This is a genomic window from Flavobacterium sp. P1_E4 (assembly GCF_056405915.1).
The window spans coordinates 19,842-41,111 of sequence record NZ_JBFUBE010000011.1 but is presented as its reverse complement, the minus strand read 5'-3'; the positions used below and the strand labels follow the sequence as shown (position 1 = coordinate 41,111).

The window sequence follows — 21,270 nt, the reverse complement described above, 5'->3', positions numbered from 1 at the left end:
AAGCTTTTTTTTATATCATGAAGAAAATCCTACCGATTATAGCCTTCTTTTTATTTGTGGTAACACCCCAAATTTTCGCACAAACAAAAGTGAGCGGCATTGTTATTGACAAATCCAAACAGCCAATTCCATTTGCCAATGTAGTCTTTAAAAACTCCAGTATAGGAACTGTCACGAACGAAGACGGGCGGTTTTATATGGAATCTCCAAATAGCTATACTACGTTAGTAATAAGCTCAGTTGGTTTTTCTGAAAAAGAAATTACCCTTACCAAATCAGTCAATTATAATTTTACAATCGAATTAAGCGAACAGGAAAGCTTGAAAGAAGTGGTTGTCTATACCGGTAAAACTTCCAAAAAGAACAATCCTGCACTTGACATTCTGAGAAAAATTTGGGCTAAAAAGCGTAAAAATGGTCTGTATCAATTTGACCAATACCAAATGGAGAAATATGAAAAAGTTGAATTTGACATTAATTCCATTGACAGCGCCTATAGAAAACAAAAGATTTTCAAAGGTATGGAATTCATTTTTGACCATGTGGACACTTCAAAAGTAACTGGAAAAACCTATCTACCTATTTTTGTTAATGAAGCATTGATAGATGTTTACGGTGATAACAAAATACCAAAAGTAAAAGAGATTACAAAAGCCAATAAAACTTCTGGCTTTGAAGGAAATCAGCAAATTTTGTCTTTTATAAAAGATCTGTATTCGGATTATAATATCTACAATAATTACATTGCATTATTTGATAAAACCTTCACCAGCCCTCTTTCTACAACAGGAATAGATGTCTACAATTATGTTTTGAGAGACAGCACCTATATTGACAAAAAATGGTGCTACAACATTGTTTTTTATCCAAGACGAAAAAATGAACTGACTTTCAAAGGAGATTTTTGGGTTAATGACACCACATTTGCCATCAAAAAAATCAATATGGCCGTTACCAAAAGTGCTAACATCAACTGGGTAAAGGATATTTATGTCGAACAAGAATTTGATGTCTTGAACGACTCCATTTTTCTGCTGACCAAAGACTACTTGATGTCAGATTTTGCCGTAAACAAAAAAGAAAAATCAAAAGGAATCTACGGAAAGCGAACGACCTATTATCAAAATCATAAATTCAATATCGAAAAACCCGCTAAGTTTTATAAAGAAGAAGTGAATTTTATCGACAACGAAGTATATAAAAAGAGTGATGAATATTGGGAACAAAATCGTTTCGAAAAATTAAGCAAAGACGAGCAAGGCGTTTATAAAATGCTCGATACACTACAAACCGTCAAGGCATTTAAGCGACTCACGGACATAGTAACAATACTCGCAAGCGGATATATAAATTATGATGGATTTGATTTTGGGCCTATTTTTTCCAGCTTTGGATACAATGAGGTTGAGGGTTTCAGGACTCAATTAGGAGGTCGAACCTATTTTGGCCCCAATGATCCTTGGCGCATACAGGCATTTACGGCCTATGGATTTGACGACCATAAATTCAAATATGGTTTTGCCGGAAAATGGATGATAGAAAAGAAAAACCGAATTATTATTTCTGGTGGAAACAGGCGTGATATTGAACAATTGGGAGCTAGCCTGACCACAACCAATGATATATTGGCTAGGAATTTTGGTTCTTCGGCTTTTTTCACCACGGGATCCAATGGAAAATTAACCAATATAGGACTGACCAATGCCTACATTGCAATGGAGCCTATAAAAAACTTAACATTTCAAACGGGACTAACATACAAAACACTGGAATCGGCCTCGCCTGTTTTTAGTCTGGATTATTATACTACTTTGCCCTCGGCGGCAAATCCCTCAGGTATTGTAAAAAGCACCACAACTCAATCGGAGTTCAATATTCAAGCTGAGTATACACCCAACCGAAGAACTATTGCTTATGGTGTTGAAAGAAGCATAGCGAGTAGTCCATACACCACCCTATTTGTAAATTACAGCCAAGGGTACAAAGGAATTATCAATAGCGATTTTAATTATAAAAAAATTGAAATATATTACAAACAGCCTATAATTATTGGCCCGCTTGGTCGTACCAATCTGATATTGGAACTTGGAAAAACTTTTGGAACTGTTCCTTTGGGATTGTTGAGCATTGTACCTGGAAACCAGACATTTTTCACTATTGAAAACACATTCAGCAATCTTAATTATTACGAATTTATAACTGATAAGTATGCTACATTCCAATGGAATCATGATTTCAACGGAAGGTTGTTCGCCAGAGTTCCTTTTATGCGAAAACTTAATTGGAGAGAATTCGTAGGTGTAAAAGCCGCTTACGGAACCGTTTCGGATGCCAACAGAGCCATAAATGCTTCGGGAGTTGTCTATACGGCCCCCGAGAACCCGTATTGGGAATACAACGTGGGAATTGGCAACATCTTCAAGGTGTTCCGATTGGATTTTTCTTGGAGAGGCAATTATCTTGACACACCAAATGCAAATAGATTTGCCGTAAAAGGCTCGTTTGGTTTCTATTTTTAATGTTAAATTAAATTTGCTTTCTTCAGGTTATATGAGTACAATTTTAGAAAACAATAAAACCGCTTGGACAAACAACCTAAGGGCTGTAGCGACATTTAGTGTAATTTTTTTGCACGTCTCGTCTGGAATTTTAAGCCAATATGGGAGTGTGTCAAATTTTATTTGGTGGACAGGTAATATTTATGATAGTATAGTTCGTTTTTGTGTACCCTCTTTTTTAATGCTTACTGGTGCCTTAATGTTGAATAAAAATTATGAACTGAATGATTTCTTGAAAAAAAAATTTTTCAGAATTGTTTTACCTTTCATGTTTTGGAGTTTTTTTTACATATCATTTGCCTTAAAAAACAAACTTTCACAAAAGCCTGAAATGTCTATTTTTGAAATTCTTAAATGGTCTTTTAATTTATTTAAAAACGGAAGTTCATTCCATTTATGGTATGTATATATGATTATAGGTATTTATCTCTTTATTCCAATCCTAAACAAATGGATTCAAAATGCTAACGAAAAAGAGATTTTATATTTTATTTTTCTTTGGTTGTTTACCTTGTTAATTGAACTGCCTTTTTTATCTAAACTTAAAATCAATATCGATTTAACTTATTTTACAGGTTTTCTGGGGTATTTGGTTTTAGGCTATTATCTTTCAATTAAGAAATTTAGATTCAGCAAGAAAGCAACTAAATTGATTGCTACTTCCTTAATATTTTTGGGTGTTATCACTACTATATTGGGAACATATTTTTTGTCGAAAAGAGACGGTCAGTTTAATAGTTTTTTTTATGATTATTTGACCATAAATGTTTTAATCGCCACTGTTGGTTTTTTTCTTTTCTTTAAAAATTTAAATATTTCTAATTGCATTATTTTGAAAACGATTAATTTTATTAGCAAATATAGTTATGGCATTTACCTTGTTCATATTTTAGTTTTAAAATTCATGGAAACTTTAGGGATTAACTATAAATTTATAGAACCTATTTTTGCCATTCCGTTAACAACTTTGATATGTTTGCTTATTTCTACTTTAGTTATATATTCCATAAACAACCTCCCTTATGGTAAATACATCTCAGGATAATCTATTTACATAAGTAAAGTAATGGGCTAAAAAATCCAATCATGCAACAAGCAATCGATTATCTTTTTCAAAAAGATTCCATATTCAAACACATTATAGATACTTACGGATTACCGCCAATCCCGAAAAGACCTCAAGGATTTGAGACTTTGGTGTTATTGATTTTAGAGCAACAGGTTTCCATCGATTCGGCTAAAGCCACATTTATAAAAATCAAAGCACATACAAGCTGTAATCCCGAAACGATGTCTGTTTTGTCAGACGAAGAGTTTAGAGCTTTGGGAGTTAGCCGTCAAAAAACCAATTATATAAAAATATTAGCCCAAGCTGTTCTAAATAAAGAACTTGATATTGAAGGTTTGTCTACCAAATCAGCACTACAAGTTCGTGAAGAGTTAATCAAATTAAAGGGAATCGGAAATTGGACCATAGATATTTACCTGATGTTCTGTCTTCAAGAACCTGATTTAATTCCATTAGGCGACATTGCTGTAATCAATACAATTAAAGAATTACTTGACATTCATGACAAACAACAAATGGAAATTCATACTGAACAATGGAGTCCATACCGTTCTTATGCTACATTTTTGCTTTGGCATTATTATCTTAAAAAGCGTAAACGAACAATAGTTTATTAGTTTCAAAATAGGTAAGTTTAAGTTGTAAAGAATTAATACATCCAACAGAGAATAGACCGAAGCAATAGTTGATTTTTTTAAGTATTTTTTTATAAAGTGTTAGTGGTATGATTATTGCTGTTAAATAAAAGCAAAAATAATTTTCCAAACCACTAACTTAAATTACAATGAAAAAAACTTATCTATTAGTACTCCTGCTCTTAGCTTTACAAAACATATATTGCCAAGACACCATACAATTAAAAGATGTTGTTATCTCTGATAAAAAAACGAATAGAAAAGAAATTAAAACGATTCTTGAAAAAATCAGATATAATTTAAGAAAAAATTACAATCTAGGATACGTTGACTATACGACCAAACATTTTTCTGTAAAAGACAACAGAGATACATTAGTTAACAGGGTAATGGTAAATCACTTGGATATAAAGACCTTAGATCAATTCTATATTCACTATATGTTACTTGAGGACCCAAACAATCCTTTTTATACAGATACTTCTCCTTATTTTAATTATCAACCACATAATGATTCTTGGCTTTCTTTATCCATATTTTACGATAGTTTACATGTTATCGATTTTGATTTTTTTCATCTGAGTTATAATTACAAGTATGAAATGTCAAAAATAGATAATGTCACTACAGTTCAATTCACAACCGATAAATATTTTTGTGGCTATTTTACATTTAACAATAAAAATTTTAATATAATCCGGATAGCTTTTAAAAACACAAAGCCCTATAAATATTATTCGGATTCATCTCCAAGGAATCCAGTATTTAAACACCCAGAATTTGAATCGGAATGGAATTATAATAAAGTAACTGTTTTATTGGATTTTAAAGAAATAGATGACGGAAGACTATTACTAAAAAAATTGGATGCCATGCAAGAATTAACCAATTTTGAATATAGACGATATAATAGAAACAATGATTTAATAGTTCAAGATAGAAATTCAAAATTTCACACTACATTAAGTATGCGGCTTTTAGAATAAGCCGTTTTATTTTATCCAAGAAAAGCAACTCAGTAACTTTAACGAAAACGTTATAGTTATATATTGCCTTTTTTTATTGCAGAAAAGCATTCTTTGATTACTTTTGCAGTCGTTAATAAATTAAGAAAAGATAAAAGAAGAATGACTGCAGACAAATTAAAAACTTTTGATGTATTAATCGAAATACCAAGAGGAAGTAGAAATAAATACGAGTACGATTTTGCCATAAAAAGAATGCGTTTTGATAGAATGTTATTCTCTTCTATGATGTACCCAGCTGATTATGGTTTCATTCCTGAAACTTTAGCTTTGGATGGTGACCCATTAGACGTTTTAGTATTGGTAAACGAGCCTACTTTCCCTGGTTGTGTAATGGAAGTAAAACCTATTGGTGTTTTCCACATGGCAGATGATAAAGGACCAGACGAAAAGGTAATCTGTGTACCAGTTTCTGATCCAATTTGGAATTCATTAGAAAACCTTTCTGATATCAATCCACACTTATTGAAAGAAATCGAGCATTTCTTCCAAGTTTACAAAGATCTTGAAAACAAACAAGTAGACGTTGAAGGTTGGGGTGATGTAAATGAAGCGTACGCCATTATTAAAGAATGTACAGAACGTTTTGATCAAATAGAAAACAAACCAGCTGGATTATTTAGTATTAAATAATTTTAGTCCTCATATTTTATAAAAAAAGCAATACTCTTCAATGAGTGTTGCTTTTTTTGTTTAAATTGCTATCGATTAAAATTTTATACTAACAAACCAAAAAGAATATTTATGAATTCAATTATGATTTATGTGCCAATTTTTATGGCAATAATAGGGCTTATTTTTATGGCTATCAAAAGATCGTGGGTGTTAAAACAAGATTCTGGAGATGGTAAAATGAAAGAGATATCAGATCACATATATGAAGGAGCTTTGGCTTTCTTAAAGGCAGAATACCGATTATTGGCTGTCTTTGTATTAATCGCAAGTGTTGTATTAGCAGGAGTCACTCAAATCCCTGGAGTTAAAACAAATATATTAATAGTAGTTGCATTTATTTTCGGAGCATTTTTCTCAGCATTGGCAGGGAATATGGGAATGAAAATCGCAACAAAAACCAATGTAAGAACTACTCAAGCTGCTCGTACTAGCTTACCACAAGCTTTGAAAGTTTCTTTTGGCGGTGGAACTGTAATGGGATTAGGCGTAGCCGGTTTAGCTGTTTTAGGGTTGACCGGTTTTTTTATTGTTTTTTTCCAAATCTTCATGAAAGGACAATGGACTTCTACAGAAGATATGACGGTAGTTTTGGAAACATTGGCTGGTTTCTCACTTGGAGCTGAATCCATTGCCTTGTTTGCCCGTGTGGGTGGAGGAATTTACACCAAAGCTGCAGATGTAGGTGCCGATCTAGTTGGTAAAGTAGAAGCTGGTATTCCAGAAGATGATCCTCGCAATCCTGCTACAATTGCAGATAACGTGGGAGATAATGTAGGTGACGTTGCCGGAATGGGTGCCGATTTATTTGGATCGTATGTAGCAACAGTTTTGGCGGCTATGGTTCTTGGTAACTATGTTATCAAAGATATGGGCGGAAACATTCAAGATGCTTTTGGTGGAATAGGACCTATTTTATTACCAATGGCTATTGCAGGTTTTGGAATTCTGTTTTCAATCATTGGAACGATGCTGGTTAAAATTACAGATGAGAATGCAAAAGAAGCACAAGTTCAAAAAGCATTAAACATTGGAAACTGGGTTTCTATTGCTTTAACCGCAATCGCCTGTTTTTTCTTAGTTCAATATATGCTTCCAGAAACGATGAGTATGACTTTCTTTGGTGAAGGATCAATGGACATTTCATCAATGCGTGTGTTTTATGCTACGCTTATTGGATTAATTGTTGGTGGAGCTATTTCGTCAGTAACCGAATATTATACAGGTTTAGGAACAAAACCAGTAATGGCAATTGTTCAAAAATCAAGTACTGGTGCAGGAACAAACGTAATTGCAGGTCTTGCAACAGGGATGATTTCTACTTTCCCAACTGTATTGTTATTTGCAGCAGCAATTTGGTCTTCTTATGCTTTAGCAGGATTTTATGGAGTAGCATTAGCAGCTTCAGCAATGATGGCAACTACAGCAATGCAATTGGCTATCGATGCATTCGGACCTATATCTGACAATGCTGGTGGAATTGCCGAAATGAGCGAATTACCAAAAGAAGTTCGTACCAGAACCGATATTTTGGATTCTGTTGGAAATACAACAGCGGCTACAGGTAAAGGTTTTGCGATTGCTTCAGCGGCTTTGACGTCTTTAGCATTATTTGCTGCCTATGTGACTTTTACAGGAATTGATGGAATCAATATCTTCAAAGCGCCTGTTTTAGCGATGCTTTTTGTTGGAGGAATGATTCCTGTAGTTTTCTCAGCTTTAGCGATGAATTCAGTGGGAAAAGCAGCTATGGACATGGTGTATGAAGTACGCCGTCAGTTCAAAGAAATTCCAGGAATCATGGAAGGGACAGGAAAACCTGAATATGCCAAATGTGTTGATATCTCAACCAAAGCGGCGTTACGTGAAATGATGTTACCTGGTATTTTAACGATTGGTTTCCCAATTGCAATTGTACTTTTAGGAAAATTAGTTTACGGAGATAACAATCAATTAATTGCCGAAATGTTAGGTGGTTATATGGCCGGAGTTACTGTTTCGGGTGTTCTTTGGGCTGTTTTCCAAAACAATGCCGGTGGTGCTTGGGATAATGCTAAAAAATCTTTTGAGGCAGGAGTTATGATTAATGGCGAAATGACCTACAAAGGTTCAGATGCACATAAAGCAGCTGTTACTGGAGATACTGTTGGAGATCCATTCAAAGATACTTCTGGACCATCTATGAATATCTTGATTAAATTAACGTGTTTGATCGGATTGGTTATGGCTCCAATTTTAGGTAGTGGTGGTAGTACTATTGATAATAATGGTTCTTGCCATATGAAAGTAATCAAGATGGAAAAATGCACAATGGGAGAAGGAGACATGATGATGGGGAAATGCGACATGTCTAAATGTGCAAAAATGACCAAAGAAGAATGTGCAAAAATGTGCGACAGTCTAAAATGTACTCCTGAGCAAAAAGAAATGTGTTTGTCTCACTATGATAAAGACGGGAAATTTGTTGAACCAAAAGGAAAAGCCTGTTGTGCTAAAAAAGGAGAAATCAAAAAAGAAGTAAAAGTTCAACTGATAAACAAAGACGGAAAAGCAAAAGCAACCGTAACTACTTCAGAAAACGGCGATGAAAATGTACAGGTTTTTGAAGGCTCATTGGAAGAAGTTAAAGCCAAAGTAGAAGCTTTACAATAACATTTGATTCTATTGATTGTAATAAATAAAAAATGCCTCGAAATTTCGAGGCATTTTTTTATCTGAATAATCCAAAAGTTTATTTTTTAGAACAAACCATTTAATTCGGCATCAATTCGATTGATGATATTCCCTAAGTCTTCTGGATTATCAACAAAATTAATATTATCTACATCGATAATCATAATTTTTCCTTTGTTATAAGTATGTACCCAAGCTTCATAACGCTCGTTGAGACGACTTAAATAGTCTATTGAAATAGTATTTTCGTATTCGCGACCACGCTTGTGAATTTGTCCCACTAAATTTGGAATAGAGCTTCTTAAATAGATTAATAAATCTGGTGCTTTGACAAGAGATTCCATCAATTCAAAAAGTGAAGAATAATTCTCAAAATCACGATGTGTCATCAATCCCATAGCATAAAGATTGGGAGCGAAAATATGGGCATCCTCGTAAATAGTTCTATCCTGAATTATTTTTTTACCGCTTTCACGGATTTGCATTACCTGGCGAAAACGGCTATTCAAGAAATAAATTTGCAAATTAAACGACCAGCGTTCCATTTGATGGTAAAAATCATCAAGATAAGGATTGTCAACTACTTCTTCAAAATGTGGTTCCCATTTGAAATGTTTGGCTAACAAACGAGTTAATGTTGTCTTTCCTGAACCTATGTTTCCTGCTATAGCTATGTGCATTACGGTATTGCGGTTTTAATATTTATATACATCCAAAGATGTAAAAATAGATAAAATTTATTTTGTCTACAGAATTTAATGAACCATTTTTAAAATATTGCTCTCGGTTTTTCTAATCCAAATATTTACTCGATATAACATCGCAGATATTTAATTATTTAAAATAAAAAACACATTAATCTCAAAACAATCGTTAAATTTTCTAACGAGTATAAACTAATAACAAAAAAGTAGGCTGTCTAAAAATACAGACAGCCTACTTTTTCTCTTTAAAACATTATTTTTATGATTTAACTAACTTCCCTTTTTTATCAACAGGAATGTTGGTTTTCACAATTGATTTTGATTGTAAATCATCCAAAACATTTAAAGCCTCTTCAACATAAATGTCTTTCGACAAGCTTTCATGCCATCTTTCTCTCTTTTCTTTTAGAATCGGATCTTTGTTTATTCCTTCTAATTCATAAGGCAATGATGTGAACTTCAAATTATTTTTATAATCAATGATTGGTTTAAACTTTTTGGCTGTTTCTTCAATTTGATTTTGTTCAGCTTTAAATTTATCAATGTTTAAGCTATAATTATTTTCAGCATTTTTACTGTCAATCCATTTAGCGTTTTCTTCGATTAATTTAAATTGACCATTATTTTCAATTCTCTTTTTACTGTTGACAATTGCTTGTTCAAATTTTGAAGTATTATTCCAAACCATATAAGAAGCTGGATCAATTTTATCCCATGACAATGCATGTATTTCATCACGTTCTCCCATTTTTAAATAAGCATAACGATCTGGCATGACCACATCACTGCTTACCCCTTCTAATTGTGTTGAGCCACCATTAATTCTGTAGAATTTTTGAATAGTTGTTTTTAAAGCTCCTAAATCCCCGAATGTACTTTTCCCAATATATTGATTCAGGTCGATTACTCTTTGAACAGTTCCTTTACCATAGGTTTGCTTGCTTCCAATGATAATCCCTCTTTTATAATCCTGCATAGCGGCCGCCAATATCTCGGATGCAGAAGCTGAAAATTCATTTACCATAATTACCAATGGGCCATCCCATGCTATTTTCTTATCGGTATCATACAGAATTTCCTTTTTTACAGCTGATTTAACCTGAACAATTGGCCCTTCTTCTATAAACAAACCTGCAATATTTACAACTGCCTCCAAAGAACCCCCTCCATCGTCACGAACATCTAAAACAATACCATGCACTCCCGCTTTTTTCAGACGATCCACTTCTTGTGCCATATCTTTAGCAGCATCTCTTCCTTTTCCATCTTTGTTATCRAAATCAATATAAAACTTGGGCAAATAAATAACCCCATATTTCAAACCGTTTTTCTCAACAATACTTGATTTTACATACGTTTCTTCAATCTCAACAATATCTCTAATGATTGGAATAATTTGTATGGAACCATCTGCCTTTTTTACAGTAAGACGAACTTCAGAACCTTTTGGTCCTTTTATTTTTTTTATAACATCCGCCAAACGCATTCCTACTATATCTACAGCAGCAGCATTAGATTGAGCTACTTTAATAATTAAATCCCCTTTTTCCAATTTTTTCCCTCTCCACGCCGGCCCTCCAGAAATAAGTTCTAAAACTTCAATGTAATCGTTTTTCTTTTGCAACTGGGCACCAATCCCTTCAAATTTACCACTTATGCTTACATCAAATTTTTCTTTTTCATCAGGAGCGAAATAAGAAGTATGCGGATCAAATTGAGACATAATAGAATTAATGTACAATGTGAACCAATCTTCCCTTTTTAATTCATTCATAAACCCAAAAGACTCATTCAATGATTTCATTGAATTTTCTCTTGTTTCCTTTTCCAACACAGCTTCTGATTTTACAATATAAGCCGGATCTTTAATTTTTTTTTCTTCTTCTAATTTCTGTTTTTCAGTTAAGGAAGAAAGCGTAGATAACTTAATTTGTTTCCTCCATTTTTCTTTCAGCTCAGTATTATTTTTAGCATACGGCGCTTTATCATAATCCACATTGAAATCCTCTTCACTTTTATATTCAAAAGGAGTACTTAATACCTCTTTGAATATTTTGTTCCCTTCTTCCATACGAAGCATCAAACGATCGTAAGTAAGATTAAAGAAAGTCAAATTTTTATCCGTTAACTGATCATCCAACTCTAATTGATATCTAGAAAATTCATTTATATCGGACTGCAGAAAAAAACGTTTGGAAGGATCCAAAGATTCTATATACTCTTTGTAAACTCCTTTAGAAAAATTATCATCAATGGCAACAGGATTATAATGTCCTTTCTTTATTACAAACATCAATAATTCCAATAGCAACTTGTCTTTATCCGGATCAGTTGCTTTTTTTGAATTAACTGTAAAGGCAAATAAGGTAGCCGAAAGGCATATTACAGCTATGAGTTTTTTATAATTTCTTTTCATTTGGGGCAGGTTACTTTTGCTTTCCCGATAGTACAGGGGATGCAATAAATTCACTGATATGCGCTGTTATTTATGACCTTTTTTTTCATACTCATTGCATAAAATTAAAATATTTCGCTAAAGATATAAATTAGTTTTTTTAACTTAAAAAATTAATTGGCTGAAAAGCCGTTTATTATATTATTTAACATTTATATTTTCATTCATAAAAAAAACGCTTCAAAAATTGAAGCGTTTCTTATTACTATGAAATTATTTAAAATTTATGATTTAACTAACTTTCCTTTTTTGTCTCCTGGTATACCAGTTTTTACAATTGATTTTGGTTGCAAATCATCCAAAACATTTAATGCTTCTTCAACATAAATGTCTTTTGACAAACTTTCATGCCATCTTTCTCTCTTTTCTTTCAGAACAGGATCTTTGCTGATTCCTTCCAATTCATAAGGTAATGAAGTAAATTTTAAGCTATTTTTATAATCAACAATTGGTTTAAACTTTTTAGCAGTCTCTTCAATTTGATTCTGAGCAATTTTAAATTTATCAATATTCAAGCTATAATTATTTTCAGTACTTCTACTGTCAATCCATTTAGCATTTTCTTCGATTAATTTAAATTGAACATTACTTTCAATTCTCTTCTTGCTGTTAATAATAGCTTGTTCAAATTTTGAAGTGTTAGTCCAAACCGTATAAGGAGCTGGATCAATTTTATCCCATGGCATTGCATTTTCTTCATCACGCTCTCCCATTTTTAAATAAGCATAACGATCTGGCATAACCACATCACTGCTTACCCCTTCTAATTGAGTTGAACCACCGTTAATTCTATAAAATTTCTGAGTAGTTGTTTTCAAAGCACCTAAATCTCCTGCAGAACTATTACGCACAAATTGATTCAAGTCAATTACATTTTGAACAGTTCCTTTACCATAGGTTTGTTTACTACCAATTATAATTCCTCTTTTGTAATCTTGAATAGCCGCTGCCAAAATCTCAGAAGCCGATGCCGAAAATTCATTCACCATAATTACCAATGGTCCATCCCATTCAATTTTTTTATCTGTATCGTACAAGATTTCTTTTTTCTTACCTGCCGATTTTATTTGAACGATAGGTCCTTGCTCAATAAATAAACCTGCAATATCCACAACAGTTGACAAAGATCCACCGCCATCATCACGTACATCAAGAACAATTCCATTCACTCCCTCCTTTTTCAAACGATCCACTTCTAATGCAATATCTTTACCGGCATCTCGTCCATCTTTGTTTTCAAAGTCGATATAAAATTTAGGCAAATATATTACGCCATATTTCAAACCATTTTTATCAACCACACTGGACTTGGCATAAGTCTCTTCAATCTCAACAATATCTCTTATGATAGAAATCACTTGAATAGTTCCATCAACTTTTTTTACTGTAAGACGAACTTCAGAACCTTTAGGTCCTTTAATTTTTTTAACTACATCATCCAAACGCATTCCTACAACATCAACAGGAACACCATTACCTTGTGCTACTTTCATCACTAAATCTCCTGCTTCCAATTGTTTTCCTCTCCAAGCAGGTCCGCCTGAAATTAATTCTGAAATTTCAGTGTAATCATTTTTCTTTTGCAATCTGGCACCAATACCTTCAAGTTTACCACTCATGCTTACATCAAATCTTTCTTTTTCTTCAGGAGCAAAATAAGTGGTGTGTGGATCAAAACGCGACATAATTGAGTTGATGTACAATGTAAACCAATCATCTCTTTTTAAATCATTCATAAATCCAAAAGACTCATTTAATGAATTCAAAGAGCCTTCTCTTGTTTCAACATCAAGATCTGCATCCGTTTTCATTACGTAATTAGGATCTTTTAATTTCTTATCCTCTTCCATTTTTTTCTTGTCTGTAAAAGATGAAAGTGTTGACAATTTAATTTGTTTTCTCCATTTCTCCTTCAATTCTGTAGTATTTTTAGAATAAGGAGCTTTATCGTAATCTACATTAAAATCCTCATCAACGCTATAGTCAAACGGTTTTCCTAAAATGTCTTTAAATATTTTTTTACTTTCTTCCATACGAAGCATCAAACGATCGTAAGTAAGGTTAAAGAAAGTCAAATCTTTATTAATCAACTGATCATCCAATTCCAATTCGAATTTGGAAAACTCATTAATATCCGATTGCAGGAAGAAACGTTTCGATGGATCTAATGCAGCTATATAATCTTTGTAAACCCCCTTTGAAAAGTTATCATCTATAACAGCAGGATTATAATGTCCTTTTTCAATTACAAATGTTAATAGCTCCAAAAGCAATTTATCTCTTTCTGGATCAATGGATTTTTTTGAATTAATATTAAAGGCGAATAAGGTAGCCGAAAGGCATACCACAGCTATGAGTATTTTATAATTTCTTTTCATAAAGCTAATAATAGAATTCATCAATTTTTTTTATCTAAGTTACATTAAAAACTATGTCAGCCCCCTAGATACCTACATAATTTTTTGTTAAAGGTATAAAATTGATTTTTTAAGTTTCAAAAATCAAACCCAAAAAATATATTTTATTTGTTCGCAATATAAGATTTTGTGTTAGTACATTTGTTTCTGAAGTCAAAATTTATGAAAATTTATATATTTTTAACAGCATCGAAATGAAAAATGAAAGGCCTTTAATACTAATAACGAATGACGATGGAGTTTCAGCTCCGGGCATAAGAGCTTTGATCGAAGTAATGGCAACAATAGGAGATGTCGTTATCGTCGCTCCAGATAAACCCCAAAGTGCCATGGGTCACGCCATTACCATAAACGACACTTTATATCTCAATAAAATTTCAAAAGATACGGATGCAATTACTGAATATAGTTGCTCAGGAACTCCAGTAGATTGTGTTAAAATAGCCGTACACGAAATTTTAAAACGAAAACCAGATCTTTGTGTATCTGGCATCAATCATGGTTCCAACTCATCCATAAATGTCATCTATTCTGGAACGATGAGTGCCGCAGTAGAAGCCGGAATCGAAGGTATCCAAGCTATTGGCTTCTCTTTATTGGATTACGATTGGAACGCCGATTTTGAACAGATAAAATCATATGTCAAAACTATTACGCTCGAAGTCTTGAAGAACAAACTTCCTGAAGGTGTTATTTTGAATGTGAATTTTCCAAAATTAAAAGAAAAAGAAATTAAAGGAATCAAAATTTGTCGCCAAGCGAATGCCCTTTGGACGGAAAAGTTCGACAAACGACAAACTCCGCAAGGAAAAGATTATTATTGGCTTACGGGAGAATTTGTAAACCAGGACAAAGGTGAAGACACAGATGAGTGGGCTTTGCAAAATGGTTTTATTTCCATAGTCCCTGTACAATTTGACTTAACCGCGCATCACGCAATACAAAACTTAACCAAAAGAGATTGGAATGAATAAAGAAATGAATAAAATAGACTTACTTATCGGGTTCATAATAGGAATTTTAGCTTCCCTCTTGGGAATATTCCTCTACCTTACGCTTATCGTTCATACTGATTTTATGTCAGGAATTCAATCTATGAAAGCCGAAGGACATCTAGGAAAATTAGTCACTCTTGGCTCCGTACTAGATTTAATCGCCTTCGGAATTTTATTAAAATTGAATAAAGAAATTATGGCAAGAGGTGTCGTTTTTGCAGTTATCATGCTTACTATTGTTACTTTATTTCTTTAGAACTGCTGAGTCACTAAGTTGCTAAGATTCTAAGTTTTTTTTTAAAAATATCTGCTTTATCTCAACAACTTAGTATCTCAGAATCTTAGCGTCTAAAATATTATCTTTGTTCATTCAAAAAACACACAAAAATGAAATACTATATTATTGCAGGAGAAGCTTCTGGAGACTTACACGGTTCCAATTTGATGAAAGCACTCTACGAAGAAGACCCAAATGCCGACATCCATTTTTGGGGTGGTGATTTGATGCAAAATGTAGGCGGCACTTTGGTAAAACACTATCGTGATTTGGCTTTTATGGGTTTTGTCGAAGTGCTTTTCAATCTGAAAACCGTTTTGAATAACATTGAAATTTGCAAAAAAGACATTGCACAATTCAATCCAGACGTAATTATTTATATCGACTATCCAGGTTTCAACATGCGAATTGCCAAATGGGCGAAGCAAACTGGATATAAAAATCATTATTATATTTCTCCTCAAATTTGGGCTTGGAAAGAAAACCGAATCACCGCCATCAAGCACGATGTTGACAAAATGTACGTCATTTTGCCTTTCGAAAAAGACTTTTACGAAGTCAAACATAAATTCCCTGTTGAATTCGTAGGTCATCCATTGATTGATGCCATTCATAACCAATCGGGAATTGATGCTAATACTTTCAGAACCGAAAATCAATTGTCCGAGAAACCGATTATCGCCATTTTACCCGGAAGCCGAAAACAGGAGATCAGCAAAATGCTGTCGGTGATGTTAAGCGTTGTCAAGGATTTTCCTGATTATCAATTTGTGATTGCAGGAGCACCAAGCCAGGAATTTTCATTTTATCAACAATTCATTTCTAGCGATAATATAAAATTTATCTCTAACAAAACCTATGCTTTATTGCGCAATGCCTCAGCAGCACTGGTAACCTCAGGAACAGCCACTCTCGAAACCGCTCTTTTCAAAGTTCCCGAAGTCGTTTGTTACAAAGGAAGTTGGGCTTCCTATCAAATCGCTAAACGTATCATCACCCTAAAATACATTTCACTTGTCAACCTAATAATGGATCGAGAAGTGGTAACCGAATTAATCCAAGACAATTGCTCCACCAAACGCATCCGCGAGGAATTAACCAAAATCTTAGAACCAAACTACCGCAAAACCCTTCTCGAAAACTACGATTTACTGGAAGAAAAACTGGGCGGAATAGGTGCCAGCAAAAAAACAGCACATTTAATTGTTGATTCTATAAAGTAGTTTTAAAATAAGTTGGGCGTGCCACCATAAAGAAAAGGAGCCAAATCATCTTTGTGTGATTCGGCTCCTTTTCTTTATGGTGTCGGGCTATACGCGCTACTTCGGTAGCTTGCTTCTATCCCTCACGCAAACAATCAACACCTTCAAAAATACCTAACAAATTAAAAAACTGTTAGAATAGCCACATCTCCTAACTGGTCTCCAAGACCTAATAGATATCTCAAAAGCAAAAAACACATGTTGAATTCATAAGTCCCTGCCAAAGCTATAATTAAAAAAGACTTTATTTCTTACAAAATATTTGTATTTTGGTATTATGAAAGTAATAAAATTCCCCCTAGCAAGAATCACGATAACCTTTGTCGCAGGTATACTTATCGCCTATTCGCTAAAGCCAAGTCCTACGGTTGCATTTGTTTTTCTTGCAGTAACCTTAGTTATTTTTATTGGAACGTATTATTTATCCAAAACCAATACAAAATCCCAACTGCATTTTGGCATTGCAACTTGTCTTCTAGCTTTTTCCATTGGCACCACCACTCAAACCGTTCACACAGATTCCAACAAACAAAGCAACTACACCTATTACAAAAACATCTTTGAGAAAAACCACATTTTCACGCTCACATTAAGAGAAAAATTAAAATCTGCAACTTTCAACGAACGTTATATTGCACTGCTCAATTCAATTGATAATGAAAAAGCATCTGGCCGAATTCTGCTCAACATTAACAAAGACAGCTTGAAACATTCTATTGCCATTGGCAGTCAATTAAAAATCAATGCACTTTTACATAAAACTACGAGCCAAAAGAATCCAAACCAATTTGATTACCAGAAATACCTCGAAAACAAACAAATCTATGCCCAACTTTATACAGAGCCAAATGAAACACAAGTCAATTATAAGATAACAAAAGACATTTGGTATTACACGGCACAATTAAGAACTCGGATTATCCAAAATTTGGAAAAAAGCAAATTCGCCAATAAAGAATTGAATGTTGCTGTAGCATTGATAATGGGCCAACAGCAAGACATTGACTCAGAAATTATTCAGGATTATCAATATGCAGGAGCCGTGCACATCCTATCAGTTTCGGGATTGCATATTGGATTTATATTACTGTTCGTCACTTTCCTGCTAAAACCATTTCCTAATACAAAAAAAGGCGCTTTCGTCAAGCTGTTACTTACACTCGCAGCCTTGTTTCTTTTTGGGATTTTGGCTGATCTGGCACCTTCGGTAGTCCGTTCAGTAACCATGTTTTCCTTTGTTGCAATTGGGCAATATTTGAGAAGAAGTGTCAATATTTATCACACACTTCTTGTATCGATTTTACTTATTTTATTGTTTCAACCTTCATTTTTATTCGATGTAGGTTTTCAATTAAGTTATGTAGCATTGTTTTTCATCGTTTGGTTACAGCCTCTTTTATCAAACTTTTGGAAACCCAAAAACAAAATCCTTAACTACTTTTGGGATATACTGACCGTTTCATTTGCTGCACAAATTGGCACTTTGCCTCTTAGCATTTATTACTTCCATCAGTTTCCAGGCTTGTTCTTTGTTACAAACATCATTGTGATTCCGTTCCTAAGTATCATTATGGGAGTTGGGTGTCTAGTAATGATCCTTGCAGCTTTTAACTGGGTTCCATTTTATCCAGCGAAAATTTTAGAAATAAGCATTTATTATTTGAACAAAATAATTGGATTCATTGCCTCATTGGAACAATTCATAATCAAGAACATTCCTTTAAACACATCTCTCTTAATCAGCAGCTATTTGGTGATCATCGCAGTAATTATAGCTTTTCAACAAAAACAATTTAAGAACTTAGTTTGGGTATTAATTACCATTATAGCCTTCCAATTGTCTGCTATTGCAACAAAATGGGAAGTTCAAAATCAAATCGAGTTTGTTGTTTTAAATACTTCAAAAAACACGCAGATCATAGAACGAAATGGAGCTACTGCGATTCTATATGCCAGTGACAGTATTTTAAAAAATTCCAAAGTCAATAAAGTGTTGACTTCTTATCTCACGGCAAACTTCAGCGAATTAACAGAAAAACATAAACTGAAGAATCTGATATATTTTAAAGGAAACAAAATACTATTGATAGACAGTTCTAAAGTATATACAAAAAACGTACAACCTGATATTTTAATAATCACTCAATCGGCAAAAATCAATTTCGACAGGTTATTACAAACTACAAAACCTAAAATGGTTGTTGCCGATGCATCTAATTACAAATCGTTTCAAAAAAGATGGAAAGCAACTTGCTACAAACAAAAAATCCCTTTTCACTCAACCAGTGAAAAGGGATTCTATAAAATTAATTAATTGCAATCTTTATGCTTTTTTAGATTTTTTTGCTTTTGTAGATTCAGAACTCAAAGCAGGTTTTTTTACAAAAGGATCGGCAACCGCTAACCATGCAGTTGGCCCGCCTGCAACATAACCTGTACTACCTAAACCTTCAAAATTCACTTTCCCCTCTTTATTTACTGTAGCATTTGCAAAATAAACTGTTGGAAATCCTTGTATCCCAAATGCTTGTTGCAATTCGTTATTCTGTTTTTTAATTTCATCAGATTGAGCCGTTCTTCTAGGATAATCCAATTCAACCAGTATAACACTTTCATTAGCCCATTTACTGAATTCAGGTGTTTTCAGCACTTCATTTTGCAAACGAATACACCAACCACACCAATCACTTCCCGTAAAGAACAACATCAATGGTTTTTTCTCTTTATTCGAAACTTTGATGGCTTCTTTAACATCTGTGTACCATTTTAATTCCTGAGCTTGAGTTGCAACAGCTCCAATTAAAAATAATGTTATCAAAAATACTTTTTTCATTTGCTATATTTATTTTTTTTTGATTGAAATAGAGGCACACAAAAATTAAATCTTCTTTTTGTTTACTCTCTAACTGATTTCTTATTTACAAATTTAAACAAAAATAATACCAAAATTTGTCTGCTACTTTACTTCTTGCATTAATTTTTTTACCAATGGAGAAATTACTATTAAAATCACCCCAGCAATCAAAGCATAAATAGCCAATTGTTTATACCCATCGGCATACACACTTAACTTTTCAAGATTGGTAGCATGCTCTGAAGCCTCAGCGATATTGGCACCTAACAATCCTGCAAAATATTGACCGTAAGAACTAGCCAAAAACCACATTCCCATTATTACCGCTTGCGTTTTTAAAGGTGAAAGTTTTGTCATGGCAGACATACCAATTGGCGACAAACAAAGTTCTCCAAAAGTAATAATGAACCAACCGAAAGTAAACAATCCCAATGATGTTCTTCCATCAGCACCAGCAAAGAATTTAGTATAATAAAAAATCCAGAAACCAGCAGCTAGAAATAAAAACGCCAACCCGAATTTAATAACCGTATTTGGCTCAATTTTTCTTTTAGCCATCCATAACCAAACCAATCCCACTAAAGCAGCAAACCCAATTACGAAGAATGAATTAGCAGAATTGTTCACCCCATTTGGACTTAATTTCACCCCAAGAATAGTGTTGTTTAAATTATTCACAGCAAAAAGACTTAAAGAGCCTCCACTTTGTTCAAAAAATGCCCAAAAGAAGATAGAGAATATAATGAAAATCAACGCTGCAAATAATTTTTTATTTTCAACTGCTGAGAAGTTTTTCATCTCATACAGCAAATATATAATAGAAGCCGGTCCAATGAACATCATAAAATAGTCTGTATAAACAGTATTGGCAACCATGATAATAATTACTGGAATAATCAATAACGAACCAACATAAGTCAGTGTTTCCATTTTTTTTCTTTTGGAGCTTTCGATTTCCAATAATGGCGAAATCCCAATATTTCCAAGTTTCTTTTGAGTTTGGGTAAATGTCAAAAGACTAATAATCATTACAATTGCGGCGAATCCGAAACCAACATTCCAACGAAGATGTTCTGGAACCATCGATTGCCACATAGAACCCTCGGCAACTGCTATACAAATATATCCTCCAATTAAGGCTCCAAGATTTACTCCCATATAAAAGAATGAAAAACCGGCATCTCTTCTCGGATCTCCATCTTGATATAGTTGCCCAACCATAGATGAAATATTCGGTTTAAAAAATCCAGTACCAACAATGGTAAACCCAATACCTATAAAAAAGAAGTTTTTAGGATTAATCGAAAGAATGACACTTCCGATAATCATTAATATTCCACCCCAAAATAAAGATTTTCGTAAACCTAGGATCTTGTCAGCAAACAATCCTCCAATAAATGTAAACGCATACACCCAGGCTTGAGTAGCACCGTATTGCAAATTGGCAACTCTATCATTCATCCCTAACTGACCAACCATAAATACAACCAACATTCCTCGCATTCCATAGAAACAAAAACGCTCCCACATCTCACTAAAAAACAAATACCACAATTGTTTAGGATACTTACCTTTAAAATTTTGTATTTGTTCTAGACTTAAATTTTGTTCCATTATAAAATTATATTAAAAGAGTTTAAATAAAAAAACATCATCTCCTTGATTGGATCAAAG

Annotated in this window: 15 protein-coding genes; 10 read left to right on the top strand and 5 right to left on the bottom strand. The window is 33.5% G+C overall.

Translation table 11 applies throughout. The features are described 5' to 3' along the window. The first annotated feature begins 17 nt into the window (after nucleotides 1-17). The 6 genes from AC1DY0_RS11660 (at nucleotide 18) to AC1DY0_RS11635 (ending at nucleotide 8,611) form a co-directional block, all read left to right on the top strand. Nucleotides 18-2,519, top strand: a complete 2,502-nt coding sequence (locus AC1DY0_RS11660) for a DUF5686 and carboxypeptidase-like regulatory domain-containing protein (protein ID WP_477188772.1) — start codon at nucleotides 18-20, stop codon at nucleotides 2,517-2,519. A gap of 31 nt (nucleotides 2,520-2,550) precedes the next feature. Then, nucleotides 2,551-3,603, top strand: coding sequence for an acyltransferase (locus AC1DY0_RS11655; protein WP_477188771.1), 1,053 nt, complete (start codon nucleotides 2,551-2,553; stop codon nucleotides 3,601-3,603). A 41-nt stretch (nucleotides 3,604-3,644) separates the two neighbouring features. Next, entirely contained in the window at nucleotides 3,645-4,244 is a 600-nt protein-coding gene (locus AC1DY0_RS11650; protein ID WP_477188770.1) for a DNA-3-methyladenine glycosylase family protein, read from the top strand. A 167-nt stretch (nucleotides 4,245-4,411) separates the two neighbouring features. Beyond that, nucleotides 4,412-5,248: a hypothetical protein gene (locus tag AC1DY0_RS11645; protein WP_477188769.1), complete on the top strand. Its 837-nt coding sequence runs from the start codon at nucleotides 4,412-4,414 to the stop codon at nucleotides 5,246-5,248. 141 nt (nucleotides 5,249-5,389) lie between these two features. Beyond that, the gene (locus AC1DY0_RS11640; RefSeq protein WP_116796977.1) at nucleotides 5,390-5,920 is read left to right on the top strand and encodes an inorganic diphosphatase; all 531 of its coding nucleotides are present in this window, start codon (nucleotides 5,390-5,392) and stop codon (nucleotides 5,918-5,920) included. 111 nt (nucleotides 5,921-6,031) lie between these two features. Beyond that, entirely contained in the window at nucleotides 6,032-8,611 is a 2,580-nt protein-coding gene (locus tag AC1DY0_RS11635; protein WP_477188768.1) for a sodium-translocating pyrophosphatase, read from the top strand. 86 nt (nucleotides 8,612-8,697) lie between these two features. Here AC1DY0_RS11635 and AC1DY0_RS11630 read toward each other — a convergent pair whose 3' ends face one another. The 3 genes from AC1DY0_RS11630 to AC1DY0_RS11620 all read right to left on the bottom strand — a co-directional run bounded on the left by AC1DY0_RS11630 (nucleotide 8,698) and on the right by AC1DY0_RS11620 (nucleotide 14,190). After that, complete coding sequence (locus AC1DY0_RS11630) at nucleotides 8,698-9,312, bottom strand: deoxynucleoside kinase (protein WP_111411158.1); 615 nt, start codon at nucleotides 9,310-9,312, stop codon at nucleotides 8,698-8,700. Nucleotides 9,313-9,595: 283 nt separating this feature from the next. Then, nucleotides 9,596-11,752 carry a carboxy terminal-processing peptidase gene (locus AC1DY0_RS11625; RefSeq protein ID WP_477188767.1) on the bottom strand — a complete coding sequence of 719 codons (2,157 nt, stop codon included), beginning with the start codon at nucleotides 11,750-11,752 and terminating at the stop codon, nucleotides 9,596-9,598. Nucleotides 11,753-12,015: 263 nt separating this feature from the next. Beyond that, entirely contained in the window at nucleotides 12,016-14,190 is a 2,175-nt protein-coding gene (locus tag AC1DY0_RS11620; protein WP_477188766.1) for a carboxy terminal-processing peptidase, read from the bottom strand. A gap of 212 nt (nucleotides 14,191-14,402) precedes the next feature. On the opposite strand from AC1DY0_RS11620, the gene surE reads away from it, so the two are divergent. The 4 genes from surE to AC1DY0_RS11600 all read left to right on the top strand — a co-directional run bounded on the left by surE (nucleotide 14,403) and on the right by AC1DY0_RS11600 (nucleotide 19,056). Then, on the top strand, nucleotides 14,403-15,182 hold the full coding sequence (gene surE, locus AC1DY0_RS11615; protein ID WP_477188765.1) for a 5'/3'-nucleotidase SurE: 780 nt from the start codon (nucleotides 14,403-14,405) through the stop codon (nucleotides 15,180-15,182). Continuing rightward, nucleotides 15,175-15,459 carry a hypothetical protein gene (locus AC1DY0_RS11610; protein ID WP_477188764.1) on the top strand — a complete coding sequence of 95 codons (285 nt, stop codon included), beginning with the start codon at nucleotides 15,175-15,177 and terminating at the stop codon, nucleotides 15,457-15,459. Before surE ends, AC1DY0_RS11610 begins: the two co-directional genes overlap by 8 nt. A 131-nt stretch (nucleotides 15,460-15,590) precedes the next feature. After that, nucleotides 15,591-16,703 carry a lipid-A-disaccharide synthase gene (lpxB, locus tag AC1DY0_RS11605; RefSeq protein ID WP_477188763.1) on the top strand — a complete coding sequence of 371 codons (1,113 nt, stop codon included), beginning with the start codon at nucleotides 15,591-15,593 and terminating at the stop codon, nucleotides 16,701-16,703. Nucleotides 16,704-17,019: 316 nt separating this feature from the next. After that, nucleotides 17,020-19,056, top strand: coding sequence for a ComEC/Rec2 family competence protein (locus AC1DY0_RS11600; protein WP_477188762.1), 2,037 nt, complete (start codon nucleotides 17,020-17,022; stop codon nucleotides 19,054-19,056). A 9-nt stretch (nucleotides 19,057-19,065) separates the two neighbouring features. Here AC1DY0_RS11600 and AC1DY0_RS11595 read toward each other — a convergent pair whose 3' ends face one another. Together AC1DY0_RS11595 and AC1DY0_RS11590 are read right to left on the bottom strand one after the other, a co-directional pair. Then, the gene (locus tag AC1DY0_RS11595) at nucleotides 19,066-19,575 is read right to left on the bottom strand and encodes a thioredoxin family protein (protein ID WP_477188761.1); all 510 of its coding nucleotides are present in this window, start codon (nucleotides 19,573-19,575) and stop codon (nucleotides 19,066-19,068) included. A 123-nt stretch (nucleotides 19,576-19,698) separates the two neighbouring features. Further along, complete coding sequence (locus AC1DY0_RS11590) at nucleotides 19,699-21,210, bottom strand: peptide MFS transporter (RefSeq protein ID WP_477188760.1); 1,512 nt, start codon at nucleotides 21,208-21,210, stop codon at nucleotides 19,699-19,701. Nucleotides 21,211-21,270 lie beyond the last annotated feature (60 nt).

Bases quoted from the DNA above. Each gene is read 5' to 3' on its own strand.
- AC1DY0_RS11660 (WP_477188772.1), top strand. From the start codon at position 18: ATGAAGAAAATCCTACCGATTATAGCCTTCTTTTTATTTGTGGTAACA.
- AC1DY0_RS11655 (WP_477188771.1), top strand. From the start codon at position 2,551: ATGAGTACAATTTTAGAAAACAATAAAACCGCTTGGACAAACAACCTA.
- AC1DY0_RS11650 (WP_477188770.1), top strand. From the start codon at position 3,645: ATGCAACAAGCAATCGATTATCTTTTTCAAAAAGATTCCATATTCAAA.
- AC1DY0_RS11645 (WP_477188769.1), top strand. From the start codon at position 4,412: ATGAAAAAAACTTATCTATTAGTACTCCTGCTCTTAGCTTTACAAAAC.
- AC1DY0_RS11640 (WP_116796977.1), top strand. From the start codon at position 5,390: ATGACTGCAGACAAATTAAAAACTTTTGATGTATTAATCGAAATACCA.
- AC1DY0_RS11635 (WP_477188768.1), top strand. From the start codon at position 6,032: ATGAATTCAATTATGATTTATGTGCCAATTTTTATGGCAATAATAGGG.
- AC1DY0_RS11630 (WP_111411158.1), bottom strand. From the start codon at position 9,312: ATGCACATAGCTATAGCAGGAAACATAGGTTCAGGAAAGACAACATTA.
- AC1DY0_RS11620 (WP_477188766.1), bottom strand. From the start codon at position 14,190: ATGAATTCTATTATTAGCTTTATGAAAAGAAATTATAAAATACTCATA.
- surE (WP_477188765.1), top strand. From the start codon at position 14,403: ATGAAAAATGAAAGGCCTTTAATACTAATAACGAATGACGATGGAGTT.
- AC1DY0_RS11610 (WP_477188764.1), top strand. From the start codon at position 15,175: ATGAATAAAGAAATGAATAAAATAGACTTACTTATCGGGTTCATAATA.
- lpxB (WP_477188763.1), top strand. From the start codon at position 15,591: ATGAAATACTATATTATTGCAGGAGAAGCTTCTGGAGACTTACACGGT.
- AC1DY0_RS11600 (WP_477188762.1), top strand. From the start codon at position 17,020: ATGAAAGTAATAAAATTCCCCCTAGCAAGAATCACGATAACCTTTGTC.
- AC1DY0_RS11595 (WP_477188761.1), bottom strand. From the start codon at position 19,575: ATGAAAAAAGTATTTTTGATAACATTATTTTTAATTGGAGCTGTTGCA.
- AC1DY0_RS11590 (WP_477188760.1), bottom strand. From the start codon at position 21,210: ATGGAACAAAATTTAAGTCTAGAACAAATACAAAATTTTAAAGGTAAG.